We start from the raw sequence: 22,769 nt of genomic DNA on the forward strand, positions 1-22,769 counted from the left end.
GCGCGCCGCCGCGTGGATGTTCGAAGAAGTTTTCGATTAGCATTATGGGGTGCCTAAAGCCGTAGCTGAAGAATCCGCCATCCAATCCGCTTCCGTCGCCGTGCCCTCCGCTGCCACACTTCAGCGGCCGGACCTCTCCCGCCTCGTGGTGAAGGGTGCCCGGGAGCACAACCTGCGCAACGTGGACCTCGACCTGCCGCGCGACGCGATGATCGTCTTCACCGGACTCTCCGGCTCCGGCAAGTCCTCCCTCGCGTTCGACACGATCTTCGCCGAAGGCCAGCGCCGCTACGTGGAGTCCCTGTCCGCCTACGCCCGGCAATTCCTCGGCCAGGTGGACAAGCCCGACGTCGACTTCATCGAAGGCCTCTCGCCGGCAGTCTCCATCGACCAGAAGTCCACCAGCAAGAACCCGCGCTCCACCGTGGGCACCATCACCGAGATCTACGACTACATGCGGCTCCTCTGGGCACGCGTGGGACGGCCGCACTGCCCGGTCTGTGGTGAGCCGGTGGCCAAGCAAACTCCGCAGCAGATCGTCGACCAGCTCCTGGAGCTCGACGAAGGCACCCGTTTCCAGGTCCTCGCTCCCGTGGTGCGTGGACGCAAGGGCGAATTCGTCGATCTCTTCAAGGAGCTCACCGCCAAGGGCTATTCGCGTGCCAGGGTGGATGGCGACCTTGTCCAGCTGAGCGATCCGCCTAAGCTGGGCAAGCAGTTCAAGCACACCATCGAGGTGGTGGTGGACCGCCTGGTGGTCAAGGAAGGCATCAGCCAGCGCCTCACCGACTCCATCGAAACCGCCCTTGGCCTGGCCGAGGGCCGCGTCCTGGCAGAGTTCGTGGACCTTGAGGCGGACGACCCCGCGCGGATCCGCGCCTTCTCCGAAAACCTGGCCTGCCCCAACGAGCATCCGCTTGCCATCGACGAGATCGAGCCCCGGTCCTTCTCCTTCAACAACCCTTTCGGCGCCTGTGCCGCCTGCAGCGGCATCGGCACCCGGCTCGAGGTGGACGAGGAACTCATCGTCCCCAACCCCGAGCTGTCCTTGTCCGAGGGCGCCATCGCCCCCTGGTCGCTGGGAACAGCCACCACCGAGTACTGGAACCGGCTCCTGGAGGGCCTCGCCAAGGAACTCGGGTTTTCGATGGACACCCCCTGGGAAAAGCTGGGCAAGGACGTCCGCCAGACCGTCCTGCACGGCAAGGACCACAAAGTGGTGGTGCAGTACCGCAACCGCTTCGGCCGGGAACGCAAGTACAGCACCGGCTTTGAAGGGGCCATCCAGTACGTCCACCGCAAGCACGGCGAGACCGATTCCGACTGGGCCCGCGACCGCTACGAAGAGTACATGCGGCAGATTCCCTGCCCCGCCTGCAACGGCGCGCGCCTCAATCCTGCGTCCCTGTCGGTGCTCATCAACGGCAAGTCCATCGCCGACGTCGCGGCCCTTCCCATGCGCGACTGCGCAGAGTTCCTGAACAACCTGGTCCTGACCGGCCGCGAAGCACAGATCGCACACCAGGTGCTCAAGGAGATCCAGGCACGCCTGACGTTCCTCCTGGACGTGGGGCTGGAATACCTGAACCTGGAACGCCCATCCGCCACCCTCTCCGGCGGCGAGGCGCAGCGCATCCGGCTCGCCACCCAGATCGGCTCGGGCCTGGTGGGCGTGCTTTACGTGCTGGACGAGCCCTCCATCGGGCTGCACCAGCGCGACAACCGGCGCCTTATTGACACCCTTACCCGGCTCCGGGACATGGGCAACACCCTTATCGTCGTGGAACACGACGAGGACACCATCCATGTTGCCGACTGGATCGTGGACATCGGACCGGGCGCCGGTGAACACGGCGGCCAGGTGGTCCACTCCGGCTCCTACAAGGAACTTCTCGAGAACACCGCATCGCTGACCGGCGATTACCTGTCGGGCCGCAAGAGCATCGAAGTGCCGAAGAAGCGCCGCAAGTATGACAAGAAGCGCGAACTCAAGGTGGTGGGTGCGCGGGAAAACAACCTGGTCAACGTGGACGCCGCGTTCCCGCTTGGCCTCTTCACCGCGGTGACGGGCGTGAGCGGCTCGGGCAAGTCCACGCTTGTCAACGAGATCCTGTACAAGGTGCTGGCCAACAAGCTCAACGGTGCCAAGCAGGTAGCCGGGCGGCACAAGACCATCCACGGGCTGGAGCACCTGGACAAGGTGGTCCACGTAGACCAGAGCCCCATCGGGCGGACGCCCCGCTCCAACCCCGCCACCTACACCGGCGTGTTCGACAACATCCGCAAGCTCTTCGCGGAGACCACCGAAGCCAAGGTCCGGGGCTACCTTCCCGGCCGCTTCTCCTTCAACGTCAAGGGCGGGCGGTGCGAAGCCTGCTCCGGTGACGGCACACTGAAGATCGAGATGAACTTCCTGCCGGACGTCTACGTCCCGTGCGAGGTATGCCACGGTGCGCGCTACAACAGGGAAACGCTGGAAGTGCACTACAAGGGCAAAACCATCGCGGATGTCCTCAACATGCCCATCGAGGAGGGCGCCGAGTTCTTTGCGGCGTTCTCGCCCATCGCACGGCACCTGAACACGCTCGTGGACGTGGGGCTGGGCTACGTCCGGCTCGGCCAGCCTGCCACCACGCTTTCCGGCGGTGAGGCGCAGCGCGTCAAGCTGGCGGCTGAACTGCAGAAGCGGTCCAACGGCCGCAGCGTGTACGTCCTGGACGAGCCCACCACCGGCCTGCACTTCGAGGACATCCGCAAGCTGCTGATGGTCCTGCAGGGGCTGGTGGACAAAGGCAACACGGTCATCACCATCGAGCACAACCTGGATGTCATCAAGAGCGCGGACTGGATCGTGGATCTTGGGCCCGACGGCGGCTCCGGCGGCGGCCAGGTCGTTGCCACCGGCACGCCGGAGCAGGTAGCCACCTCCACCACCAGCCACACCGCCACCTTCCTGGCCGAAATCCTGGGCTAGAGCAGGAGAAGTATTCCGCTGCAGGCATGCGAGTTTCAGGCACTGCTTCTGTCGTGAGAAACTAACCCGGTGACTTCAACAACAGTGCCCGTGATCTTTGACCTGGACGGCACTCTTGTCGATCCGGCCGGTGGGATAACAGACGGAATCGCCTCAGCCCTCCGCGGGCTGGGGCTTCCCGTCCCCGGCCAGGACCTGCTCGAGGCGATGATCGGCCCGAAGCTGAGCGATTCCCTCCTAAACGTCGCCAAGGTGCCGGCCAGCCTCCTGGACGAGGTCATCCGGCGCTACCGGGAGTACTACGTGGCCACCGGCATCGCCCAGAGCCGGATTTACCCGGGCATCCTGGAACTGCTGGAGGCCTACGCTGCCGCTGGCCGGCCGGTGGCTGTCGCAACCCAAAAGCCGCAGAACCTGGCCCGGACGGTCCTGGCCCACCACGGCATCGACGGACTGTTCCTCAGCATCCGCGGCTCCGCGGATGACGAAACGGCCGTGGACGGCGTTCCACTGGGGAAGACCGAGATCATTGCCGCAGCACTGCGGGACCTCGAGACCCAGCACGCAATCATGGTGGGGGACCGGGCGCAGGACGTCTCCGGGGCCATCGCCAACGGGCTCGACTGCATCGGCGTGGCGTGGGGGTTTGCGCCCGACGGCGAACTGGAGGCGGCCGGTTCAGTTGCGGTCGTCAGCACTGCCGAAGAACTGGCACAGGCGATCGACCGGCTGGAGGCCATCCACAGCGCAGCCATGAGCGAGGTGACCAACGATGGAAATGTTTGAAGCCGTCCGCTGGACCACCCGCACCCTGATCGCCGGCACCTGCCGGCCATCCGTCGTCGGCATTGAAAACGTCCCTACCGACGGGCCGTTCATCGTCGCTCCCAACCACCTGTCCTTTTTTGACAGTGTCATCGTGCAGGCACTGATGCCCCGCCCGGTGGCCTTTTTCGCGAAGGCCGAATACTTCACCACCGGCGGCGTCAAAGGCAAAGCCATGAAGGCCTTCTTCGAATCGGTGGGGTCCATTCCCGTGGAACGCGGCGAGCAGGCCGCCAGTGTCCAAGCGCTCAAAACCCTGATGGACATCCTGGAATCCGGCCGGGGAATCGGCATCTACCCGGAAGGCACCCGCTCCCGCGACGGCATCCTGTACCGCGGACGCACGGGTGTGGGATGGCTGGCGCTGACCACTGGGGCGCCTGTGATCCCGGTGGGCCTGATCGGGACGGAAAACCTGCAGCGGGCGGGCGAGAAGGGCGTGCGGCCGCAGCACTTCACCATGAAGGTGGGCGAGCCGCTCTACTTCGACAAGACCGGGCCGGACCACTCGCTGCCTGCGCGGCGCGAAGTGACGGACCGGATCATGGATGCCATCGCCGAACTCAGCGGGCAGGAACGGTCCACCAGCTACAACCAGAGCAAGGTCATCGAGTAGGCCCTGCCAACGGGGTGCCGGTCAGCGGCACGGCAAAGCCACCGGCCGCGGATCAGTAGACTATATAGGTGGCAAATCCAGCAAGTTACAGGCCCAGGACGGGTGAGATTCCCACCAACCCCGGGGTTTACCGGTTCCGTGATCCCCACGGCCGGGTCATTTACGTGGGCAAGGCGAAGAGCCTCAGATCACGGCTGAACTCCTACTTCGCCAACCCTGCCGGGCTGCTGCCGAAAACCTACGCCATGGTCCATGCCGCCAGCAGCGTGGAATGGACCGTGGTGGGCAGCGAGCTGGAGTCGCTGCAACTGGAATACACCTGGATCAAGGAATTCAAACCGCGGTTCAACGTGGTGTTCCGGGACGACAAAACCTACCCCTACCTCGCAGTGACCATGGGGGAGAAGTACCCGCGCGTCCAGGTGATGCGCGGTGACAAGAAAAAGGGCACCCGCTACTTCGGCCCCTACACCGCGGGCGCCATCCGGGAAACCATGGACACCCTGCTCCGGGTCTTCCCGGTGCGCAGCTGCAGCGCCGGCGTCTTCAAACGGGCCCAGGCCAGCGGGCGCCCGTGCCTGCTGGGCTACATCGACAAATGCGCGGCACCCTGCGTGGGCCGCATCTCTCCGGAGGACCACCGTGCCCTGGCGGAGGACTTCTGCGCCTTCATGGGCGGTGAGGCCAAGCGCTTCATCGCCAAGCTGGAAAAGCGGATGGCAGAAGCGGTGGCGGAACTCGACTACGAGCATGCAGCCAGGATCCGCGATGACATCACCGCCCTGCGCAAGGTCTTCGAACGCAACGCCGTGGTGCTCGCGGAGGACACCGACGCCGACATCTTCGCCCTGCACGAGGACGAACTGGAAGCCGCCGTGCAGGTGTTCCACGTCCGCGGCGGCAGGATCCGCGGCCAGCGCGGCTGGGTCGTGGAAAAAGTGGAGGACTCCACCACCCCGGACCTCGTGGAGCACCTCCTGCAGCAGGTCTATGGCGGCGACGGCGACAGCCACGGCCGGCTGCCCCGCGAAGTGCTGGTTCCGGTGGAGCCCAGCAACACCGGCGAACTGGCGGAGTGGCTTGCCGGCATCCGGGGCGCCAAAGTGGACATCAGGGTCCCGCAGCGCGGCGACAAGGCAGCGCTGATGTCCACGGTGCGTGAAAACGCAGAGCATGCGCTGAAACTCCACAAGACCCGCCGGGCAGGAGACCTGACCGTCAGGTCGCAGGCGCTCCAGGAACTTCAGGAAGCGCTCGACCTGCCTGTCCCGCTGCTGCGCATCGAATGCTTCGACGTTTCGCACGTCCAGGGAACCAACGTGGTGGCCTCCATGGTGGTGGTGGAGGACGGTCTGCCCAAGAAGTCCGACTACCGCAAGTTCTCCGTCACCGGACCCGCGGCCGCGGACGATACCGCCGCCATGCACGACGTCCTGACGCGGCGGTTCCGCCACTACCTGCAGGACAAGTCCGCGCAGGTGGACGAGTCCGCGCTCAACCCGGAGCCCCTGAGCCCGGAACCGCTGGGCCCTGAAGCGCCGGGCACCGAACCAACCACGGCACCGGCACCGGCACCGGCACCGGAAGGCACCGTACTGGACAGCACCACCCCGGCGCCGCGTGCAAAGTTCGCCTACCCGCCCAACCTGGTGGTGGTGGACGGCGGCAAGCCGCAGGTCAACGCGGCAGCACGCGCCCTCGCGGACCTTGGAATCGATGACGTCTACGTTGTGGGCCTGGCCAAGCGCCTCGAAGAGGTCTGGCTTCCGGACAGCGACTTCCCGGTCATCCTTCCCCGCACCTCGCAGGGCCTCTACCTGCTGCAGCGCATCCGCGACGAAGCCCACCGCTTCGCGATCACGTTCCACCGGCAGAAGCGTGGAAAGGCCATGACGGTGTCCGCGCTGGACGGCGTGCCGGGGCTGGGCGCGTCCAAGCGGAAGGCCCTGCTGGCCCATTTCGGGTCCGTTAAGAGCGTCAAGGCCGCCACCGCGGAGGAACTCTCCCAGGCGAAGGGCATCGGACCGGCACTGGCCGGCGCCATCGTGACCCATTTCTCAGCTGAGGGTCCGGCCGCAGCCACGGTACCGGCCATCAACATGACCACCGGCGAAATCATCGAAACTTAGCTAGGGTAAAGAGCGGGGTTTCCGCCAGTGCGGCCGCCCCGCGTGACAACAACAGAAACGGGGCGTACTTAATGGCAGACACGACGGCGGAATCCGGAGCCGGGCTTGACGGGATGCAGCCCGTAAAGCCGCTCGAAGCGGAGCTGCTGGTGGTCACCGGGATGTCCGGCGCCGGACGGAGTACAGCCGCTGACGCCCTCGAGGACCACGGCTGGTACGTCGTGGAGAACCTGCCGCCGCAGATGCTGGGGACGCTGGCCGAACTCGTCTCGCACGCCCCGCAGTCCATCCCGCGCCTGGCCGTGGTGATCGACGTCCGCAGCAAGGGCCTCTTCGCGGACATCCGCGCCGCCCTGGGAGCCCTCGCCGCCAGCGGTGTCACCTTCCGCGTGCTGTTCCTCGACGCCAGCGACAACGTCCTGGTCCGCCGCTTCGAGCAGGGGCGCCGGCCCCACCCGCTGCAGGGCGGCGGGCGCATCCTCGACGGCATCGCGGCGGAACGCGAGCTGCTCCAGGAACTGCGCGACAGCTCCGACGTCGTGCTGGACACCTCCGGCTACAACGTCCACGGCCTGGCCACGGCCATCACGGAACTGTTCAGCGAAACCGGCCCGGTGGCCCTCCGCCTGAACATCATGAGCTTCGGCTTCAAGTACGGCCTGCCCGTCGATTCCAACTACGTGGCCGACGTCCGGTTCATCCCCAACCCGCACTGGGTGCCGCAGCTGCGCCCGCACACCGGGCTGGACAAGGACGTCAGCGACTACGTCCTCGAGGCCGAGGGCGTCAAGAACTTCGTGGACCGCTACGTCATGGCCCTCGAGCCCGTCCTGGACGGCTACCGCCGGGAAAACAAGCACTACGCCACCATTGCCGTGGGCTGCACGGGCGGGAAGCACCGCTCCGTGGCCGTCGCCGTCGAACTTTCCAAGAAGCTGGCGCAATACCCGCGGGTCACGGTGACCACCACGCACCGGGATCTGGGCCGCGAATAATGGCGCTGTTCACCGGCGCACTGCCGTTGGTCCCGCCTGCCTCCGGGACAGCGGCGGCGCAGCAGGACAAAGGCCCTAACGTGGTTGCCCTCGGCGGCGGGCACGGCCTGGCGGCCTCCCTTTCGGCCCTGCGCCTGCTCACCTCCCAGCTCACCGCCATCGTGACGGTCGCGGACGACGGCGGCTCTTCCGGGCGTCTGCGCGAGGAGTACGGCGTCCTCCCGCCCGGCGACCTGCGCATGGCACTGTCAGCCCTTTGCGACGATACCGACTGGGGACGCACCTGGCGCGACGTCATGCAGCACCGCTTCCGTCCCGGCAATGGCCCCGGCGGCTCCCTGGACGAGCACGCCATGGGGAACCTGCTCATCGTCACCCTCTGGGAACTGCTCGGCGACGCCGTCGCCGGCCTCAAGTGGGCTGGTGCCCTGCTCGGCGCGCGCGGCCAGGTGCTTCCCATGTCCACCGTGCCCCTGACCATCGAAGGGGATGTCCGGGTCACCGCACCCGACGGCGAATCCGTGCTGCAGACAATCCATGGGCAGGCACGGTGCGCCGTTGCAGGTACCCTGGAGCAGGTGAGGCTCCTGCCGGAAGCCGCCCCGGCCTGCACCGAAGCACTCACGGCCATCGAACTCGCGGACTGGGTCATCCTGGGCCCGGGCTCCTGGTACACCTCCGTGCTCCCGCACCTGCTCCTGCCCGAAATGCGGCAGGCGCTGTGCCACACCCCAGCCAAGCGCTGCCTCACTATGAACCTCGCCACGGACACCAAGGAAACGTCGGGCATGACGGCCGCAGACCACCTCCACGTGCTGCGCCGTTACGCTCCGGAATTCAGCGTGGACGTCGTCCTGGCGGATCCCGCCTCCGTTCCGGACCGGCAGGAGTTCGAGAAGGCAGCCGCGATGATCGGCGCCGAGGTGGTCTTGGGTAAAGTAGGGGCGTCGGTTCGCCGGCCCGTCCATGACCCCCTGCGTCTGGCGACGGCGTACCAGGACATTTTTGGGAACAGTTAGGAAGGTGCCATGGCACTGACAGCATCGGTCAAGGAAGAACTGTCCCGTCTGGACATCAAGAAGTCATCAGTGCGCAAGGCGGAAGTTTCCGCGATGCTCCGCTTCGCAGGCGGACTCCACATCATTTCCGGCCGGATCGTCATCGAGGCCGAAGTGGACCTCGCGTCCACCGCGCGGCGGCTGCGGTCGGCCATTGCCGAGGTCTACGGACACCAGAGCGAGATCATCGTGGTCTCGGCGGGCGGGCTGCGGCGCGCCAGCAGGTATGTGGTCCGAGTAGTGCGCGACGGCGAGGCGCTGGCCCGGCAGACCGGCCTCCTGGATGGCCGCGGCCGCCCCGTGCGCGGGTTGCCGTCCGCCGTCGTCAACGGTTCGGCAGCGGATGCGGAGGCCGTCTGGCGCGGCGCCTTCCTGGCGCACGGCTCACTCACCGAACCCGGCCGCTCCTCCTCCCTGGAGGTCACCTGCCCCGGCCCCGAATCAGCCCTGGCACTGGTGGGCGCCGCCCGCCGGCTGGATATCCAGGCCAAGGCGCGCGAAGTCAGGGGAGTGGACCGCGTTGTCATCCGCGACGGCGACACCATCGCCGCCCTTCTCACCCGCATGGGTGCCCACGACGCACTGATGGTCTGGGAGGAACGGCGGATGCGCAAGGAAGTCCGGGCCACCGCCAACCGCCTCGCCAACTTCGATGACGCCAACCTGCGCCGCTCGGCACAGGCGGCCGTCGCGGCGGGCGCGCGCGTGGACCGGGCCCTTGAGATCCTCGGCGACGACGTTCCCGAGCACCTGAAATACGCGGGTGAACTGCGCGTTGCCCACAAACAGGCCAGCCTGGACGAACTGGGGCGGCTGGCCGATCCCGTCATGACCAAGGACGCCATCGCAGGACGGATCCGCCGTCTCCTGGCGATGGCGGACAAGCGGGCCCTTGACCTTGGCATACCCGGAACCGATGCCAATGTGACGCCCGAAATGCTCGACGAGTGAGCGCCCCAATAGAATCAAAAATAATTCCGGGCGCCCGCCGTCCGGATGCACAATCCGAGAGTTACCACCCGGACCGAGTGTCCACGATATTGGAGGATTTTGTGACCGAGTACGTTTTGCCGGAACTCAGCTACGACTACGCCGCCCTCGAACCGCACATTTCCGCGCGGATCATGGAGCTGCACCACAGCAAGCACCACGCAGCCTACGTGGCAGGCGCCAACAACGCCCTGGCACAGCTGGCTGAAGCCCGCGAAAAGGGCGACTTCGCCAACATCAACCGGCTCTCCAAGGACCTCGCGTTCCACACCGGCGGCCACGTCAACCACTCCGTGTTCTGGAACAACCTCTCCCCGGACGGCGGCGACAAGCCCGAAGGTGAGCTGGCTGCAGCCATCGATGACGCCTTCGGCTCCTTCGACGCGTTCCGTGCACAGTTCTCCGCAGCTGCCCTGGGCCTGCAGGGTTCGGGCTGGGGCTTCCTGGCCTACGAGCCCATCGGTGGCAACCTGGTCATCGAGCAGCTGTACGACCAGCAGGGCAACGTGGCGCTGGGCACCACCCCGCTGCTGATGCTCGACATGTGGGAGCACGCCTTCTACCTGGACTACGTCAACGTCAAGGCTGACTACGTCAAGGCGTTCTGGAACATCGTCAACTGGGCCGACGTCGCCAAGCGGTTCGAGGCAGCACGCAGCAACGCCACGGGACTCATCACCGTACGGTAGTGAGCACCGCCACACGCGTGTGTAAAAAACTTCACAGCCGGACTTAAAGAGGCCGCGATGTGGACCGTCCGCCCCCGCACTTGCGGGGGCGGACCTAGTTAAACGTAAGATAGGTCACGGAAGGCGGTTAGCCTTCAGCAATGAGGCTGGTCGCCCTCCGTATGTAAATCATCTCTGCCCAATGGCGTGCGGGATCTGTTAGTTGGCTTGAACGCCCGCTCAACTAGTAGTGCTTCATAAAGCACCAAGGAGACTGAAAAAGTGACGACCCGTATTGGTATCAACGGCTTTGGCCGTATTGGCCGCAACTACTTCCGCGCAGCGCTTGCACAAGGCGCGGACCTGGAGATCGTTGCCGTCAACGACCTCACCAGCCCCGAGGCCCTGGCGCACCTATTCAAGTACGACTCCGTCGGCGGCCGGCTGAAGGAAACCATCGAGGTCAAGGACGGCAACATCGTCGTCAACGGCAACGTCATCAAGGTCCTGGCTGAGCGCGATCCCGCCAACCTGCCCTGGGGCGAGCTGGGCGTGGACATCGTCATCGAATCCACCGGCTTCTTCACCAAGGCCGCCGCTGCGCAGAAGCACATCGACGCCGGCGCCAAGAAGGTCCTCATCTCCGCCCCGGCGTCTGATGAAGACATCACCATCGTGATGGGCGTGAACCACAAGCTGTACGACAACGCCACGCACCACATCATTTCCAACGCATCCTGCACCACCAACTGCCTCGGCCCGCTGGCCAAGGTGGTCAACGACGAGTTCGGCATCGAACGCGGCCTCATGACCACCGTCCACGCCTACACCGCAGACCAGAACCTGCAGGACGGCCCGCACAACGACCTCCGCCGTGCACGCGCCGCCGCCATCAACATGGTTCCCACCTCCACCGGTGCAGCCAAGGCCATTGGACTCGTCCTGCCCGAGCTGAAGGGCAAGCTGGACGGCTACGCCATCCGCGTTCCCGTGCCCACCGGTTCGGCCACCGACCTCACCGTCACGGTCTCCCGCGAGACCACCGTCGAGGAAGTCAACGCCGCCCTCAAGCGCGCTGCGGAGTCCGAGGAACTGCAGGGCTTCCTGACCTACACCGATGAGCCGATCGTCTCCTCGGACATCGTCGGGGACCCGGCGTCGTCCATCTTTGACTCCGGCCTCACCAAGGTGATTGGCAACCAGGTCAAGGTTGTTTCCTGGTATGACAACGAATGGGGCTACTCAAACCGCCTCGTTGACCTTACGGAGCTTGTCGCATCCAAGCTGGGCTAGGGTTAGACACATGACATCTCACACCCTCAACGAACTCATCGCTGAAGGTGTCCGCGGGCGGTACATTCTGGTTCGAAGTGACCTGAATGTGCCGCTCGACGGCTCTACAGTCACTGACGACGGCCGCATCAAGGCCTCACTTCCAGTGCTGTCAAAGCTCACGGACGCCGGTGCCCGCGTGCTGGTAACAGCCCACCTCGGACGCCCCAAGGGCGCACCCGAAGACAAGTACTCCCTTCGCCCCGCAGCCACCCGGCTGGCGGAACTGGCGGACTTCAAGGTCACCCTCGCAGACGACACCGTGGGAGCCTCCGCCAAAGAGGCAGCAGCCGCGCTGCAGGACGGCGAGGTCCTCGTCCTGGAGAACGTCCGCTTCGACGCCCGCGAGACCAGCAAGGACGACGCCCAGCGCGGCGCCTTCGCTGACGAGCTGGTTGCGCTGACCGGCGGCAACGGCGCCTACGTGGATGACGCCTTCGGTGCCGTGCACCGCAAGCACGCCAGCGTGTACGACGTCGCCACCCGGCTTCCGTCGTACCAGGGCGACCTGGTGCACACCGAGGTGGAGGTCCTGCGCAAGCTCACCGCCGATACGCAGCGTCCCTACGTCGTGGTGCTCGGCGGTTCCAAGGTCTCTGACAAGCTCGCGGTCATCGACAACCTGCTCGGCAAGGCGGACACCATCCTGGTGGGCGGCGGCATGCTGTTCACCTTCCTCGCCGCTGCCGGCCACAAGGTGGCTGGAAGCCTGCTCGAGGAAGACCAGATCCCCGTGGTCCAGGACTACCTCAAGCGCGCGGCCGATGCCGGCACCGAATTCGTGGTGCCCACCGACGTCGTGGTGGCGGAGAAGTTCGCGGCCGACGCCGCGCACGAAACTGTTGCTGCGGATGCCATCGAGGACAGCAGCTTCGGCACCCAGGGCATCGGGCTCGACATCGGCCCGGACTCTGCGGCTGCCTTCGCCGACCGTATCAAGAGTGCCCGGACGGTCTTCTGGAACGGTCCCATGGGGGTCTTCGAGTTCGAAGCCTTCTCGGCCGGAACCCGCGCGATTGCCCAGGCCCTGACCGAAACCGAAGCGTTTACGGTGGTTGGCGGCGGGGACTCCGCGGCAGCCGTGCGGACGCTGGGTTTCGCCGATGAGCAGTTCGGGCACATCTCCACCGGCGGCGGAGCGAGCCTGGAATACCTCGAGGGCAAGGAACTCCCGGGACTCAGCGTCCTGGACCGGTAGAGCCTTCCGGTAAGGCCTTCCGGTAGTACTACCGGTCTGTCAATCCTCCGGCCGGCAGGTTGCCCGCGGCAGCCTGCCGGCCGAACACTTATCACAAACTTTTTTGGAGAACACGTGACTACGTCAACGAACGGCGCTTTCGACCGCAAGCCCTTCATCGCGGGCAACTGGAAGATGAACATGGACCACGTGCAGGGCATCACCCTCCTGCAGAAACTGGCCTGGACCCTTTCAGACGCAAAGCATGACTACAGCCGCGTCGAAGTTGCTGTCTTCCCCCCGTTCACCGATCTCCGCGGCGTCCAGACGCTCGTCCAGGGCGACGACCTGGATATCGCCTACGGCGGCCAGGACCTCTCGCAGTTCGACTCGGGCGCCTACACCGGTGACATCTCCGGCCAGTTCCTGAACAAGCTGGGGTGCACGTACGTGCTGGTGGGACACAGCGAACGCCGCACCATCCATAACGAGTCCGACGACGTACTCAACGCGAAGGTCAAGGCCGCGTTCAAGCACGGCGTCACTCCTGTCCTCTGCGTTGGCGAAGGGCTGGAAATCCGGCAGGCCGGCACGCACGTGAACCACACGCTGGAACAGCTGCGCGCCGGAGTTGCGGGCCTGACCAACGATCAGGCAGCCGAGCTCGTGGTCGCCTACGAGCCGGTCTGGGCCATCGGAACCGGAGAAGTGGCGGGCCCGGGGGATGCACAGGAAATGTGCGCCGCCATCCGCGCCGAGCTGGAAACGCTTTTTGGCGCCGACGTAGCGGCCAAGACGCGCCTGCTCTACGGCGGCTCGGTCAAGGCCAACAACGCCGCCGCCATCCTGCAGGAGCGGGACGTGGACGGCCTGCTGGTGGGTGGCGCGAGCCTCGATCCTGCCGAGTTTGCTAATATTGTCAGGTTCGAGAGTCACCTGGTGACGGACTGATCCGTCCCGCCGCGCATACTCCCGCAATTCCAACTTTCTGAAAGGCCGTCGTGGACGTTCTTCATGTCATTCTGCAGATCCTCCTGGGCATCACCAGCCTCCTGCTGACGCTGCTTATCCTCCTCCACAAGGGACGGGGCGGCGGGCTGTCCGACATGTTCGGCGGCGGCATGAGTTCGGGCCTGAGCTCCTCCGGCGTGGCCGAGCGCAACCTGAACAGGTTCACCGTGATCCTCGGTGTCACCTGGGGTGTGGTGATCATCGCCCTGGGCCTGATCATGCGGTTCAGCGGCGGGGACTCCTGATCCCCAACGATTGAGGCAGCGATTCCCGCGGGTACTCCCACGGTACGGGTCCGCCAACTAAACTGTGGCTGTCGGCTATTTCGACAGCCACAGTTTTGCTTTAACAATGGCGTCAAGGCAGGAGTTGCGGTGGTCCATCCAGCGTCAGGCTTTCGCGGTACCCGGGCAGGGGTAACGGCAGGAACAGGTTCAAGCCTTCAATCCACCGAGGACCATGGGAGCGCCCTGCCGCGGATCCGGGTGTCCTACTGGTGCGCGAAGGGGCACGAAACCCAGCCCGTCTTCCTCAAGCTTCCCGAGGACCAGATCCCTGCCGTGTGGGACTGCCGGCGGTGTGGCGCCCCGGCCTCCAGGGACGGCCAGGCGGCGGCAGCAGCTGCCGACGACATGGACGACGGTTTCAAGAGCCACCTTGAGTACGTTAAAGAACGGCGCTCGGGCCAGGACGCGGAAGACGTCCTGGCCGGAGCGCTCGAGAGGCTACGCGCCCGCGGCGTCCTTCCGGACGAGCTGCTGCGGGACACGTGAGGCTGCGTTTTCGTCGATGAGCCACAGGGTCCGGGAGGTTCCCCGCGGACCTGCAGCCGGTACCTGGACGGGGTTGGCACCCGCGAGGGCAAGGCCCACGGCGCCGGCTTTGTCCTCGCCCGCAACCACCATCCAGACCTCGGAGGCCGTATTGATGGCCGGGAGGGTGAGCGAGACCCGCAGCGGAGGCGGTTTGGGGGAGTTGCGTACCCCCACCACCGTCCGTTCCTTCTCCCTGATTCCCCCCTGCTCCGGAAAGAGCGACGCCACATGCGCGTCGGGACCCACACCGAGCAGGACAACGTCCAGCCGCGGCAACGCGGAAGGTTCCTCGGGCCGGTCATCGGACATGTCGGCAGCATGCTCAGCGGCGGCAGCCTCCCGGAGGCGCCGGGCGTAATCGTCCGCAGCTTCTTCCGGGCTGCCGAACTCGTCTGAGGAGCCCGGCTGGAAGACCCGCTCAGGATCTACCGGGATGCGGGACAGCAGTGCGTCAAACGCCTGCTTTGTGTTCCGGTCAGGGTCCTGCGAACCCACAAAGCGTTCGTCACCCCACCAGAAGTTGACCTTGGACCAGTCAACGGCGGGAGCGGCCGGAGAGTCTGCAACAGCCTTCAGCGTCCCAATGCCCACCGAGCCTCCGGTCAGCACCACAGTGGCCTCGCCGTACTTGTCCTGCACATCCACCAGTTTGGTGATGAGCCTGGCCGCGATGGCTGCCATGAGAACAGACGAATCAGGATGGATGCTTACTCTTGGCTCAACGCTCACTGGGACGGACGCTCCTTAGATTGGTACGTGGCAGTCCAATAGTAATCACTTCGCCGAAAACTTCGTCGGGGTCCAAACGGCGGAGTTCTTCGGCGAGGCAGTCCCGGAGGCTGCGGCGGGGAAGCGAGATCCGCTGGGCGGGCTGACCCGGCTGGGTCAGTTCAGCGACGGACAGTCCCGGCCGGAAGAGCTGGACGTCCCCGCCGGGGCGGGTGAGCCGGACGCGGCGGATGCCGGTGCCGGCGGGATCCGCGACGATGGTCACGGGTGCGTCCAGGGTCAGGGTGAGCCAGGCCGCCAGCAGGATGGTGGACGGGGAGTCCGAGGCTCCTTCGACGGCGACGGCGGTCACCGGGGAGGAGTCCACCTGGTCCAGGACGGCGGCGAGTTGGATACGCCAGTTGGTCAGGCGGGTCCAGGCGAGGTCGGTGTCGCCGGCTTTGTAGGTGGACCGGATGTTCTCCAGGGCAGCCTGCGGGTCCGGTTCGTTCGCGGAGTCGGTGATCCGGCGGTGCGCAATCCGGCCGATGGAGGTGTCGCAGGCGCTTTCCGGGGCGCCGTGCGGCCACCAGGCCACGATCGGCGCGTCCGGGAGCAGCAAAGCGGCGACCAGCGACTCGGATTCGTGGGCGAGCTGGCCGTAGCCGCGCAGCACGATCACTTCCGAGGCGCCGGCGTCCCCGCCCACCCGGATCTGCGCGTCGAGCCGGTCCGGTGCGTTTTTGCCGGCGTCGGCCAGGACGATGATCCGGCAGGGGTGTTCCCGGCTGGCCTCGTTCGCGGCTTCGATCGCTTCTTCCTCAAGCCCGGACTTCGTGACCACCACCAGGGTGAGCACCCGGCCGAGGGCGATCACGCCGCCCTGCTCGCGCAGGGCCATGATCTTCTTGGACACATTCGAGGTGGTGGTGTCCGGCAGGTCAACAATCATGGCCTTCTCCAGGTTCGTCCGTCACGGGCCAGCAGCTCATCAGCGCTGGCCGGGCCCCAGGAGCCCGGGGCGTAGGGTTCGGGCTGTTCATCCAGGGTGGCCCAGTAGTCCTCGAACGGGTCAAGGATTTTCCAGGACAGTTCCACTTCCTCATGCCGCGGGAACAGCGGCGGCTCACCGAGCAGCACGTCCAGGATCAACCGCTCATACGCCTCCGGGGAGGACTCGGTGAACGAGTGGCCGTAGCCGAAGTCCATCGTCACGTCACGGACTTCCATCTGCGTGCCAGGGACCTTGGACCCGAACCGGATGGTCACGCCCTCGTCGGGCTGGACCCGGATCACCACGGCGTTCTGCCCGAAGTCATCCTCCCCATGGTCACGGAACAACAGGTTCGGTGCGCGCTTGAACACCACCGCGATCTCCGTCACACGGCGGCCCAGGCGTTTGCCGGCGCGCAGGTAGAACGGGACACCGGACCAGCGGCGGGTATGGATGTCCACCCGGATCGCGGCGAACGTCTCGGTGGTGGAATCGGCCGGGATGCCTTCTTCCTCCAGGTAGCCCTGGACCTGTTCGCCGCCCTGCCAGCCGCCGGTGAACTGCCCCCGCGCAGAGTGCGTGGACAGGTCCTCCGGGAGCTTGACCGCGGCGAGGACCTTTTCCTTCTCCGCCCGCAAATCATCGGCGTTGAAAGAGATCGGCTCCTCCATCGCGGTCAGCGCCAACAGCTGCAGCAGGTGGTTCTGGATCACGTCGCGGGCGGCGCCCACGCCGTCGTAATACCCTGCCCGGCCGCCGGTGCCGATGTCCTCGGCCATCGTGATCTGGACATGGTCCACATAGTTCGCGTTCCACAACGGCTCGAACAACTGGTTCGCGAACCGCAACGCCAGGATGTTCTGGACCGTTTCCTTGCCCAGGTAATGATCGATCCGGAACACCGCATCGGGCGGGAACACCGACTCGACAATGTCGTTCAGCTGCCGGGCCGACTCCAGGTCGTGCCCGAACGGCTTCTCGATCACCACCCGCCGCCACTTCTCACCCTCGGCCTGCGCAAGCCCATGCTTGGACAACTGCCGGCAGACCTGCTCAAACGCCTTCGGCGGGATCGACAAATAAAACGCGTGGTTCCCGCGGGTCCCGCGGACATCGTCAAGCTCCTTGATCGTCTCACCGAGACGCTCAAACGCGCCGTCGTCGTCGAACTCGCCCTGGACAAAACGAATGCCCTCAGCCAGCTGGTTCCACACCGCCTCATCAAACGGCGTCCGAGCGTAGGACTGGACCGAAGCCTTCACCTGACCGGCGAAATCAGCGTCACTCCACTCCCGGCGCCCAAAACCCACCAACGCGAAACTCGGCGGCAACAACCCCCGGTTCGCCAGGTCATACACAGCCGGCATCAACTTCTTGCGCGCCAAATCACCGGTAACCCCAAAGAGCACCAACGACGACGGACCCGCAATCCGGTTCAAACGACGGTCACGCGGATCCCGGAGCGGATTACGCCCCCGGGTCCCGGACCTTTTGCCGTATTCAGTTTCTGGCATGTTGCTTTTGTGCCTTAGCTTTCGGTAGCGGATGCGCGGGCGGAAAGTGCAGCGACGATGTCCTGCAGCTGCTTCACGCCGGCAGCACGGTTGGTCAGGTGCAGGCGCAGCACGGGCCGGCCGTGCCCTTCCAGGACCTGAGCGTCGCCGGCAGCCTGCGCGGAAATCAGTTCCCCGAACGTGAAGGGACGCTCCGGGATTTCAAGGTCTTCTGCAGGCGCAGCCGTGACCTGGAGGAACACGCCGATGGCGGGTCCGCCCTTGTGGAACTGGCCCGTGGAGTGCAGGAACCGGGGGCCCCAGCCGAATGTGACGGGACGGCCGCTGGCAGCAGCCAGTTCGTCGCGGATCCCTTCCAGTTCAGCGAAGGCGAGGCGGTCGAAGTACGCCTGGACGCTCAGGTAGCTGTCTGCCTCGAGGGTGCCCAGCAGAGCCTTGACGGCGGACTCCGCGGTGCCGGCATCACCGAGCCAGTCACCGCCGCGGACCTCGATGGCGCCATCAACGAATGCTGCAGCAGTGGGCTCCGGCTGCGCGTCCAGCAGGCCACGCGCTGCCACCTTGGCGGCTTCGACGTCGGGCTGGTCGAAGGGGTTGATGCCCAGCAAACGTCCCGCCACGGCCGTGGCAAACTCCCACACCATCATCTGTGTGGCCAGGCCACCGGCGATGGCCACTTCGTCGTCGCCGAGTTCGACGTCGGCATCAGCGGCTACCAGCCGTACCACCAGGACATCCGGCGCGCCGGACGTTACCTCGGGTGCGGCGGGGCCGGCCACGACCGGCAGGACGCCCGTGCCCAGCTTGCCGGTGGATTCGGCGATGAGCTGCTCGGCCCAGTCGGCGAAGCCCACAATGCCGGAGCCGTCCTCGGCAATGACGATCTTGTTCCGCAGCGGCGTGGTTCCGCCCAGGGCGGTGCCGAGTGCGAGCCCGATGTTCTCGGGGGCATCGTCATTGAGGATTTCCGCTGCTTCCTCAGCCTCGTCCAGGAAGGCCTGGATGTCCACGCCGGCCAGGCCGGAGGGGACCAGGCCGAAGGCCGTGAGGGCGGAGAAGCGGCCGCCGACGTTGGGGTCGGCGTTGAAGACGGCGCGGTAGCCGGCCTCGCGGGAAGCCTTGTCCAGCGGGGAGCCGGGGTCCGTGACGATGATGATGCGGCTGGCGGCGTCGATGCCGGCGTCGTTGAACGCCTTTTCGAAGATCCGCCGCTGGGAATCGGTCTCCACCGTGGAGCCGGACTTGGACGAGACCACGATCGCGGTCTCGGCCAGCCGGTCGGCCAGGGCAGCACGGACCTGGTCCGGGTCCGTGCTGTCCAGCACAGTCAGCTCGACGCCGGCGGTGCCGGCGATGACCTCTGGGGCGAGGGAAGAACCACCCATGCCGCACAGCACAATGCGGGTGACGCCTTCAGCCCGGAGGGCGTCGCGGAGTTCCAGGATGTCCTTCACCAGCGGCTGGGAGACGGTGGCCGCCTCCACCCAGCCAAGCCGGATGGCCGACTCGGATTCTGCATCCGGACCCCACAGGGTGTGGTCCTTGGCAAAGATCCGGGTGGCAATCCGCTCCTCGACCAGAGCAGGAAGGTGCTGTTCAAGTGCCTTCTGGGCAGCGCCGGTGGCGTCGTAGCTGAGAGTGCTCATAGGGGACTAGGAAGCCTTCCGTGCTGAGGCGAGGGCGCCTTCGACGTCGGCCAGGAGTTCCTTCCAGCTGGCCACGAACTTGTCCAGGCCTTCGGATTCCAGGATTGCGACGACGTCGTTGTAAGAGACGCCGAGCTTTTCCAGTGCGTCAAGGGTGTTGTTGGCCTCGGCGTAGGTGCCCGTGATGGTGTCGCCCTTGACCTCGCCGTGGTCGAAGGTGGCGTCCAGGGTCTTTTCGGGCATGGTGTTCACGACGCCGGGGGCAACGAGCTCGGTGACGTAGAGGGTGTCCGGGTAGGCCGGGTCCTTCACGCCGGTGGAGGCCCAGAGCGGGCGCTGGGGGAGGGCGCCGGCTTCGGCGAGCAGGGCCCAGCGTTCGGTGGCGAAGAGCTCTTCGTAGACCTGGTAGGCGAGGCGGGCGTTCGCGACGCCTGCCTTGCCCTTGAGGGCCTTGGCTTCGTCGGTGCCGATGGCGTCAAGGCGCTTGTCGATCTCGGTGTCCACGCGGGAGACGAAGAATGATGCCACGGAGTGGATCTTGGAGAGGTCGTGGCCGTTTTCCTTGGCCTGTTCCAGGCCGGTCTGAAAGGCGTTGATGACGGCGCGGTAGCGCTCCAGGGAGAAGATCAGGGTCACGTTGACGCTGATGCCCTCGGCCAGGGTGGCGGTGATCGCCTCGAGGCCTTCGAGCGTGGCCGGGATTTTGATCAGGACGTTGTCCTTGTTGACCTTCTTGTACAGGTGCTTGGCTTCGGCGATTGTGCCGGCGGTGTCCCAGGCGAGGCGCGGGTCAACTTCGATGGAGACGCGGCCGTCGACACCGTTGGTGGCTGCTGCCACCGGTGCGAAGAGGTCGCAGGCGTCGGCGACGTCGGTGGTGGTGATTTCGAAGATGGTGTCTTCGATGGACGCGCCTGCTGCTGCCTGCGCGGCGATGGTGGCGTCGTAGTCGGTACCGGTGGTGATGGCGGCGTGGAAGATGGAGGGGTTGGTGGTCACACCAACCACGTTCTTCTCTTCGATGAGCTTGCGCAGGGTGCCGGTTTCCAGGCGTCCGCGGGAAAGGTCATCAAGCCAAATGGAAACTCCGGCGTCGGAGAGCTGCTGGGTGGGAGTAGTCATTGTCTTTTTCTCCTAAATCGTTTGTTAGGCCTGCAGGCCGGCGAGGGAGTCCTTGGCAGCGGCAGCTACTGCTTCTGCCGTGATGCCGAACTCCTGGAAGAGGCGCTTGTAGTCAGCGGAAGCGCCGTAGTGCTCGAGGCTGATGGAACGGCCGGCGTCGCCGACGAATTCCTTCCAGCCCAGGGCAAGTCCTGCTTCGACGGAGACGCGGGCCTTGACCGCGGACGGGAGGACCGATTCGCGGTAGGCAGCATCCTGCTTGTTGAACCACTCCACGCACGGCATGGACACAACCCGGGTGGCGATGCCTTCGGCCTGCAGTGCTTCACGGGCCTTGACGGCCAGCTGGACCTCGGAGCCGGTGCCGATCAGGATCACGTCGGCCGGAACGGTCGCGCCGTCCTTGGAGGCCTCCGCGAGGACGTACCCGCCCTTGGCGACGCCCGCGACGGAACCGAACGAGTCGCCGTCGGCCGCTCCCTCGCCGCGTTCCCACGTGGGGATGTTCTGGCGGGTCAGGACGATGCCGGCCGGGTTGGCGTGGTTCTCCAGCATGGTCTTCCAGGCAACGGCAACTTCGTTGGCGTCACCGGGGCGGACCACGTCCAGGCCCACGATGGCGCGCAGCGAGGCGAGCTGCTCCACCGGCTGGTGGGTGGGTCCGTCTTCGCCCAGGCCGATGGAATCGTGCGTCCAGACGTACAGGGACGGGACACCCATCAGTGCACCGAGGCGGATGGCGGGACGCTGGTAGTCGCTGAAGATCAGGAACGTGCCGGAGAACGCGCGGGTCCGGCCGTGCAGGCTGATGCCGTTCACGATCGACGCTGCGGCATGCTCGCGGATACCGAAGTGCAGGACACGGCCGTACGGGTTGCCCTTCCACGCGTCAGTCTGCTTGGACGCCGGCACGAACGACGGCGAGCCCTCGATGGTGGTGTTGTTCGACTCTGCAAGGTCGGCAGAACCGCCCCATAGCTCGGGCAGGACCGGACCCAGGGCATTCAGGACCTTGCCGGACGCGGCGCGGGTTGAGACGTCCTTACCGGCAGGGAAGACCGGAAGGGCCGCGTCAACATCGGTGGGCAGTTCCTTGGCCTCGATGCGCTGCAGCAGTGCCGCGCCCTCGGGGTTGGCAGCCTGCCAGGCGTTGAAGGACTCTTCCCATTCCTTGCGGGCAGCAGCGCCGCGGTCCACCACGGAGCGGGCGTGGGCCAGGACTTCCTGGTCAACCTCGAAGGACTTGGCCGGATCGAAGCCCAGGACTTCCTTCAACGCTGCAACTTCCTCGGCACCAAGTGCGGAACCGTGGATCTTGCCGGTGTTCTGCTTCTTCGGGGCAGGGTAGCCGATGATGGTGCGCAGCGACACGATGGAGGGCTTGGACGTCTCGGCCTTGGCAGCAAGCAGCGCGGAGTACAGCTCCTGCACGTCTTCCTTGTATTCGCCGGTCTTGGTCCAGTCCACGCGCTGGACGTGCCAGCCGTAGGCCTCGTAGCGCTTCAGGACATCCTCGGTGAATGCGATGTCGGTGTCGTCCTCGATGGAGATGTGGTTCTCGTCGTACACAACAACGAGGTTGCCCAGTTCCTGGTGGCCGGCCAGCGAGGAAGCCTCGGCCGTGACGCCTTCCTGCAGGTCGCCGTCGGACGCGATGACCCAGATGGTGTGGTCAAACGGGCTCTCGCCGGCGGCAGCATCGGCGTCGAACAGGCCGCGCATCCGGCGCTGGGAATACGCGAAACCTACCGAGGAGGCAAGGCCCTGGCCCAGCGGGCCGGTGGTGATCTCCACGCCTGCGGTGTGCTTGTACTCAGGGTGGCCCGGGGTCAGCGAACCCCAGGTCCGCAGCGCCTGCAGGTCCTTCAGCTCCAGGCCGTAACCGGAAAGGAACAGCTGGATGTACAGCGTCAGTGACGTGTGGCCGGGGGACAGGATGAACCGGTCACGGCCCAGCCACTCCGGGTTGCGGGGATCATGGCGCATCAGCTTCTGGAAAAGAAGGTACGCAGCCGGCGCCAGGCTCATGGCCGTTCCGGGGTGGCCGTTGCCCACCTTCTCCACGGCGTCCGCAGCCAGCACGCGGATAGTATCCACGGCGCGCTGGTCCAAGCTGGTCCATGACAGTTCTTGCTCTTCCAAATGTGGCACGAAAACCGGGCCCCTCTCTGTGCTGATGGCAGGCGGCACACCGG

Annotated in this window: 19 protein-coding genes; 13 read left to right on the forward strand and 6 right to left on the reverse strand. The window is 65.8% G+C overall.

Annotated elements, in window-relative coordinates; all coding sequences use genetic code 11:
- Positions 1-49: 49 nt before the first annotated feature.
- The 13 genes from uvrA to AC5RWA_RS12430 all read left to right on the forward strand — a co-directional run bounded on the left by uvrA (position 50) and on the right by AC5RWA_RS12430 (position 14,548).
- Positions 50-2,974 carry an excinuclease ABC subunit UvrA gene (uvrA, locus tag AC5RWA_RS12370; protein WP_079596033.1) on the forward strand — a complete coding sequence of 975 codons (2,925 nt, stop codon included), beginning with the start codon at positions 50-52 and terminating at the stop codon, positions 2,972-2,974.
- A 69-nt stretch (positions 2,975-3,043) separates the two neighbouring features.
- Entirely contained in the window at positions 3,044-3,760 is a 717-nt protein-coding gene (locus AC5RWA_RS12375; RefSeq protein ID WP_494057847.1) for an HAD hydrolase-like protein, read from the forward strand.
- Complete coding sequence (locus tag AC5RWA_RS12380; protein ID WP_079596035.1) at positions 3,747-4,415, forward strand: lysophospholipid acyltransferase family protein; 669 nt, start codon at positions 3,747-3,749, stop codon at positions 4,413-4,415. Before AC5RWA_RS12375 ends, AC5RWA_RS12380 begins: the two co-directional genes overlap by 14 nt.
- A 68-nt stretch (positions 4,416-4,483) precedes the next feature.
- Positions 4,484-6,544 (forward strand): excinuclease ABC subunit UvrC, encoded by a 2,061-nt coding sequence (gene uvrC / locus AC5RWA_RS12385; RefSeq protein WP_494057848.1) that lies wholly within the window; start codon positions 4,484-4,486, stop codon positions 6,542-6,544.
- Between the two features lie 71 nt (positions 6,545-6,615).
- Positions 6,616-7,539, forward strand: coding sequence for an RNase adapter RapZ (rapZ, locus tag AC5RWA_RS12390; protein WP_079596037.1), 924 nt, complete (start codon positions 6,616-6,618; stop codon positions 7,537-7,539).
- Complete coding sequence (locus tag AC5RWA_RS12395; RefSeq protein ID WP_494057849.1) at positions 7,539-8,558, forward strand: gluconeogenesis factor YvcK family protein; 1,020 nt, start codon at positions 7,539-7,541, stop codon at positions 8,556-8,558. The genes rapZ and AC5RWA_RS12395 overlap by 1 nt, the downstream gene beginning before the upstream one ends.
- Positions 8,559-8,567: 9 nt before the next feature.
- A complete protein-coding gene (whiA, locus tag AC5RWA_RS12400; protein ID WP_079596039.1) occupies positions 8,568-9,548 on the forward strand; it encodes a DNA-binding protein WhiA in 981 nt (326 codons plus the stop codon).
- Between the two features lie 101 nt (positions 9,549-9,649).
- On the forward strand, positions 9,650-10,276 hold the full coding sequence (locus AC5RWA_RS12405) for a superoxide dismutase (protein ID WP_115523408.1): 627 nt from the start codon (positions 9,650-9,652) through the stop codon (positions 10,274-10,276).
- Between the two features lie 261 nt (positions 10,277-10,537).
- Complete coding sequence (gap, locus tag AC5RWA_RS12410; RefSeq protein WP_079596041.1) at positions 10,538-11,548, forward strand: type I glyceraldehyde-3-phosphate dehydrogenase; 1,011 nt, start codon at positions 10,538-10,540, stop codon at positions 11,546-11,548.
- Between the two features lie 10 nt (positions 11,549-11,558).
- Positions 11,559-12,785, forward strand: a complete 1,227-nt coding sequence (locus tag AC5RWA_RS12415; protein WP_494057850.1) for a phosphoglycerate kinase — start codon at positions 11,559-11,561, stop codon at positions 12,783-12,785.
- A 114-nt stretch (positions 12,786-12,899) separates the two neighbouring features.
- Positions 12,900-13,715: a triose-phosphate isomerase gene (gene tpiA / locus AC5RWA_RS12420; protein WP_494057851.1), complete on the forward strand. Its 816-nt coding sequence runs from the start codon at positions 12,900-12,902 to the stop codon at positions 13,713-13,715.
- 50 nt (positions 13,716-13,765) lie between these two features.
- Positions 13,766-14,020, forward strand: a complete 255-nt coding sequence (gene secG, locus AC5RWA_RS12425) for a preprotein translocase subunit SecG (protein ID WP_079596044.1) — start codon at positions 13,766-13,768, stop codon at positions 14,018-14,020.
- Between the two features lie 129 nt (positions 14,021-14,149).
- Positions 14,150-14,548 (forward strand): RNA polymerase-binding protein RbpA, encoded by a 399-nt coding sequence (locus AC5RWA_RS12430; RefSeq protein WP_494057852.1) that lies wholly within the window; start codon positions 14,150-14,152, stop codon positions 14,546-14,548.
- Here the strand turns inward: AC5RWA_RS12430 and pgl are convergent.
- From pgl to tkt, 6 genes are read right to left on the reverse strand one after another with little or no spacing between them, the layout of a single operon-like run.
- Complete coding sequence (gene pgl, locus AC5RWA_RS12435) at positions 14,501-15,319, reverse strand: 6-phosphogluconolactonase (RefSeq protein ID WP_079596046.1); 819 nt, start codon at positions 15,317-15,319, stop codon at positions 14,501-14,503. The genes AC5RWA_RS12430 and pgl overlap by 48 nt on opposite strands.
- A complete protein-coding gene (locus tag AC5RWA_RS12440; RefSeq protein WP_115523415.1) occupies positions 15,309-16,250 on the reverse strand; it encodes a glucose-6-phosphate dehydrogenase assembly protein OpcA in 942 nt (313 codons plus the stop codon). Before AC5RWA_RS12440 ends, pgl begins: the two co-directional genes overlap by 11 nt.
- The gene (gene zwf / locus AC5RWA_RS12445) at positions 16,247-17,806 is read right to left on the reverse strand and encodes a glucose-6-phosphate dehydrogenase (RefSeq protein ID WP_494057853.1); all 1,560 of its coding nucleotides are present in this window, start codon (positions 17,804-17,806) and stop codon (positions 16,247-16,249) included. The genes AC5RWA_RS12440 and zwf overlap by 4 nt, the downstream gene beginning before the upstream one ends.
- Positions 17,807-17,820: 14 nt before the next feature.
- Positions 17,821-19,452: a glucose-6-phosphate isomerase gene (locus AC5RWA_RS12450; protein ID WP_115523417.1), complete on the reverse strand. Its 1,632-nt coding sequence runs from the start codon at positions 19,450-19,452 to the stop codon at positions 17,821-17,823.
- Positions 19,453-19,458: 6 nt separating this feature from the next.
- A complete protein-coding gene (gene tal, locus AC5RWA_RS12455; protein WP_494057854.1) occupies positions 19,459-20,574 on the reverse strand; it encodes a transaldolase in 1,116 nt (371 codons plus the stop codon).
- A 24-nt stretch (positions 20,575-20,598) separates the two neighbouring features.
- Positions 20,599-22,716 carry a transketolase gene (gene tkt, locus AC5RWA_RS12460; protein WP_494057883.1) on the reverse strand — a complete coding sequence of 706 codons (2,118 nt, stop codon included), beginning with the start codon at positions 22,714-22,716 and terminating at the stop codon, positions 20,599-20,601.
- Positions 22,717-22,769 lie beyond the last annotated feature (53 nt).

It is taken from the genome of Arthrobacter sp. 210 2 (assembly GCF_059093025.1).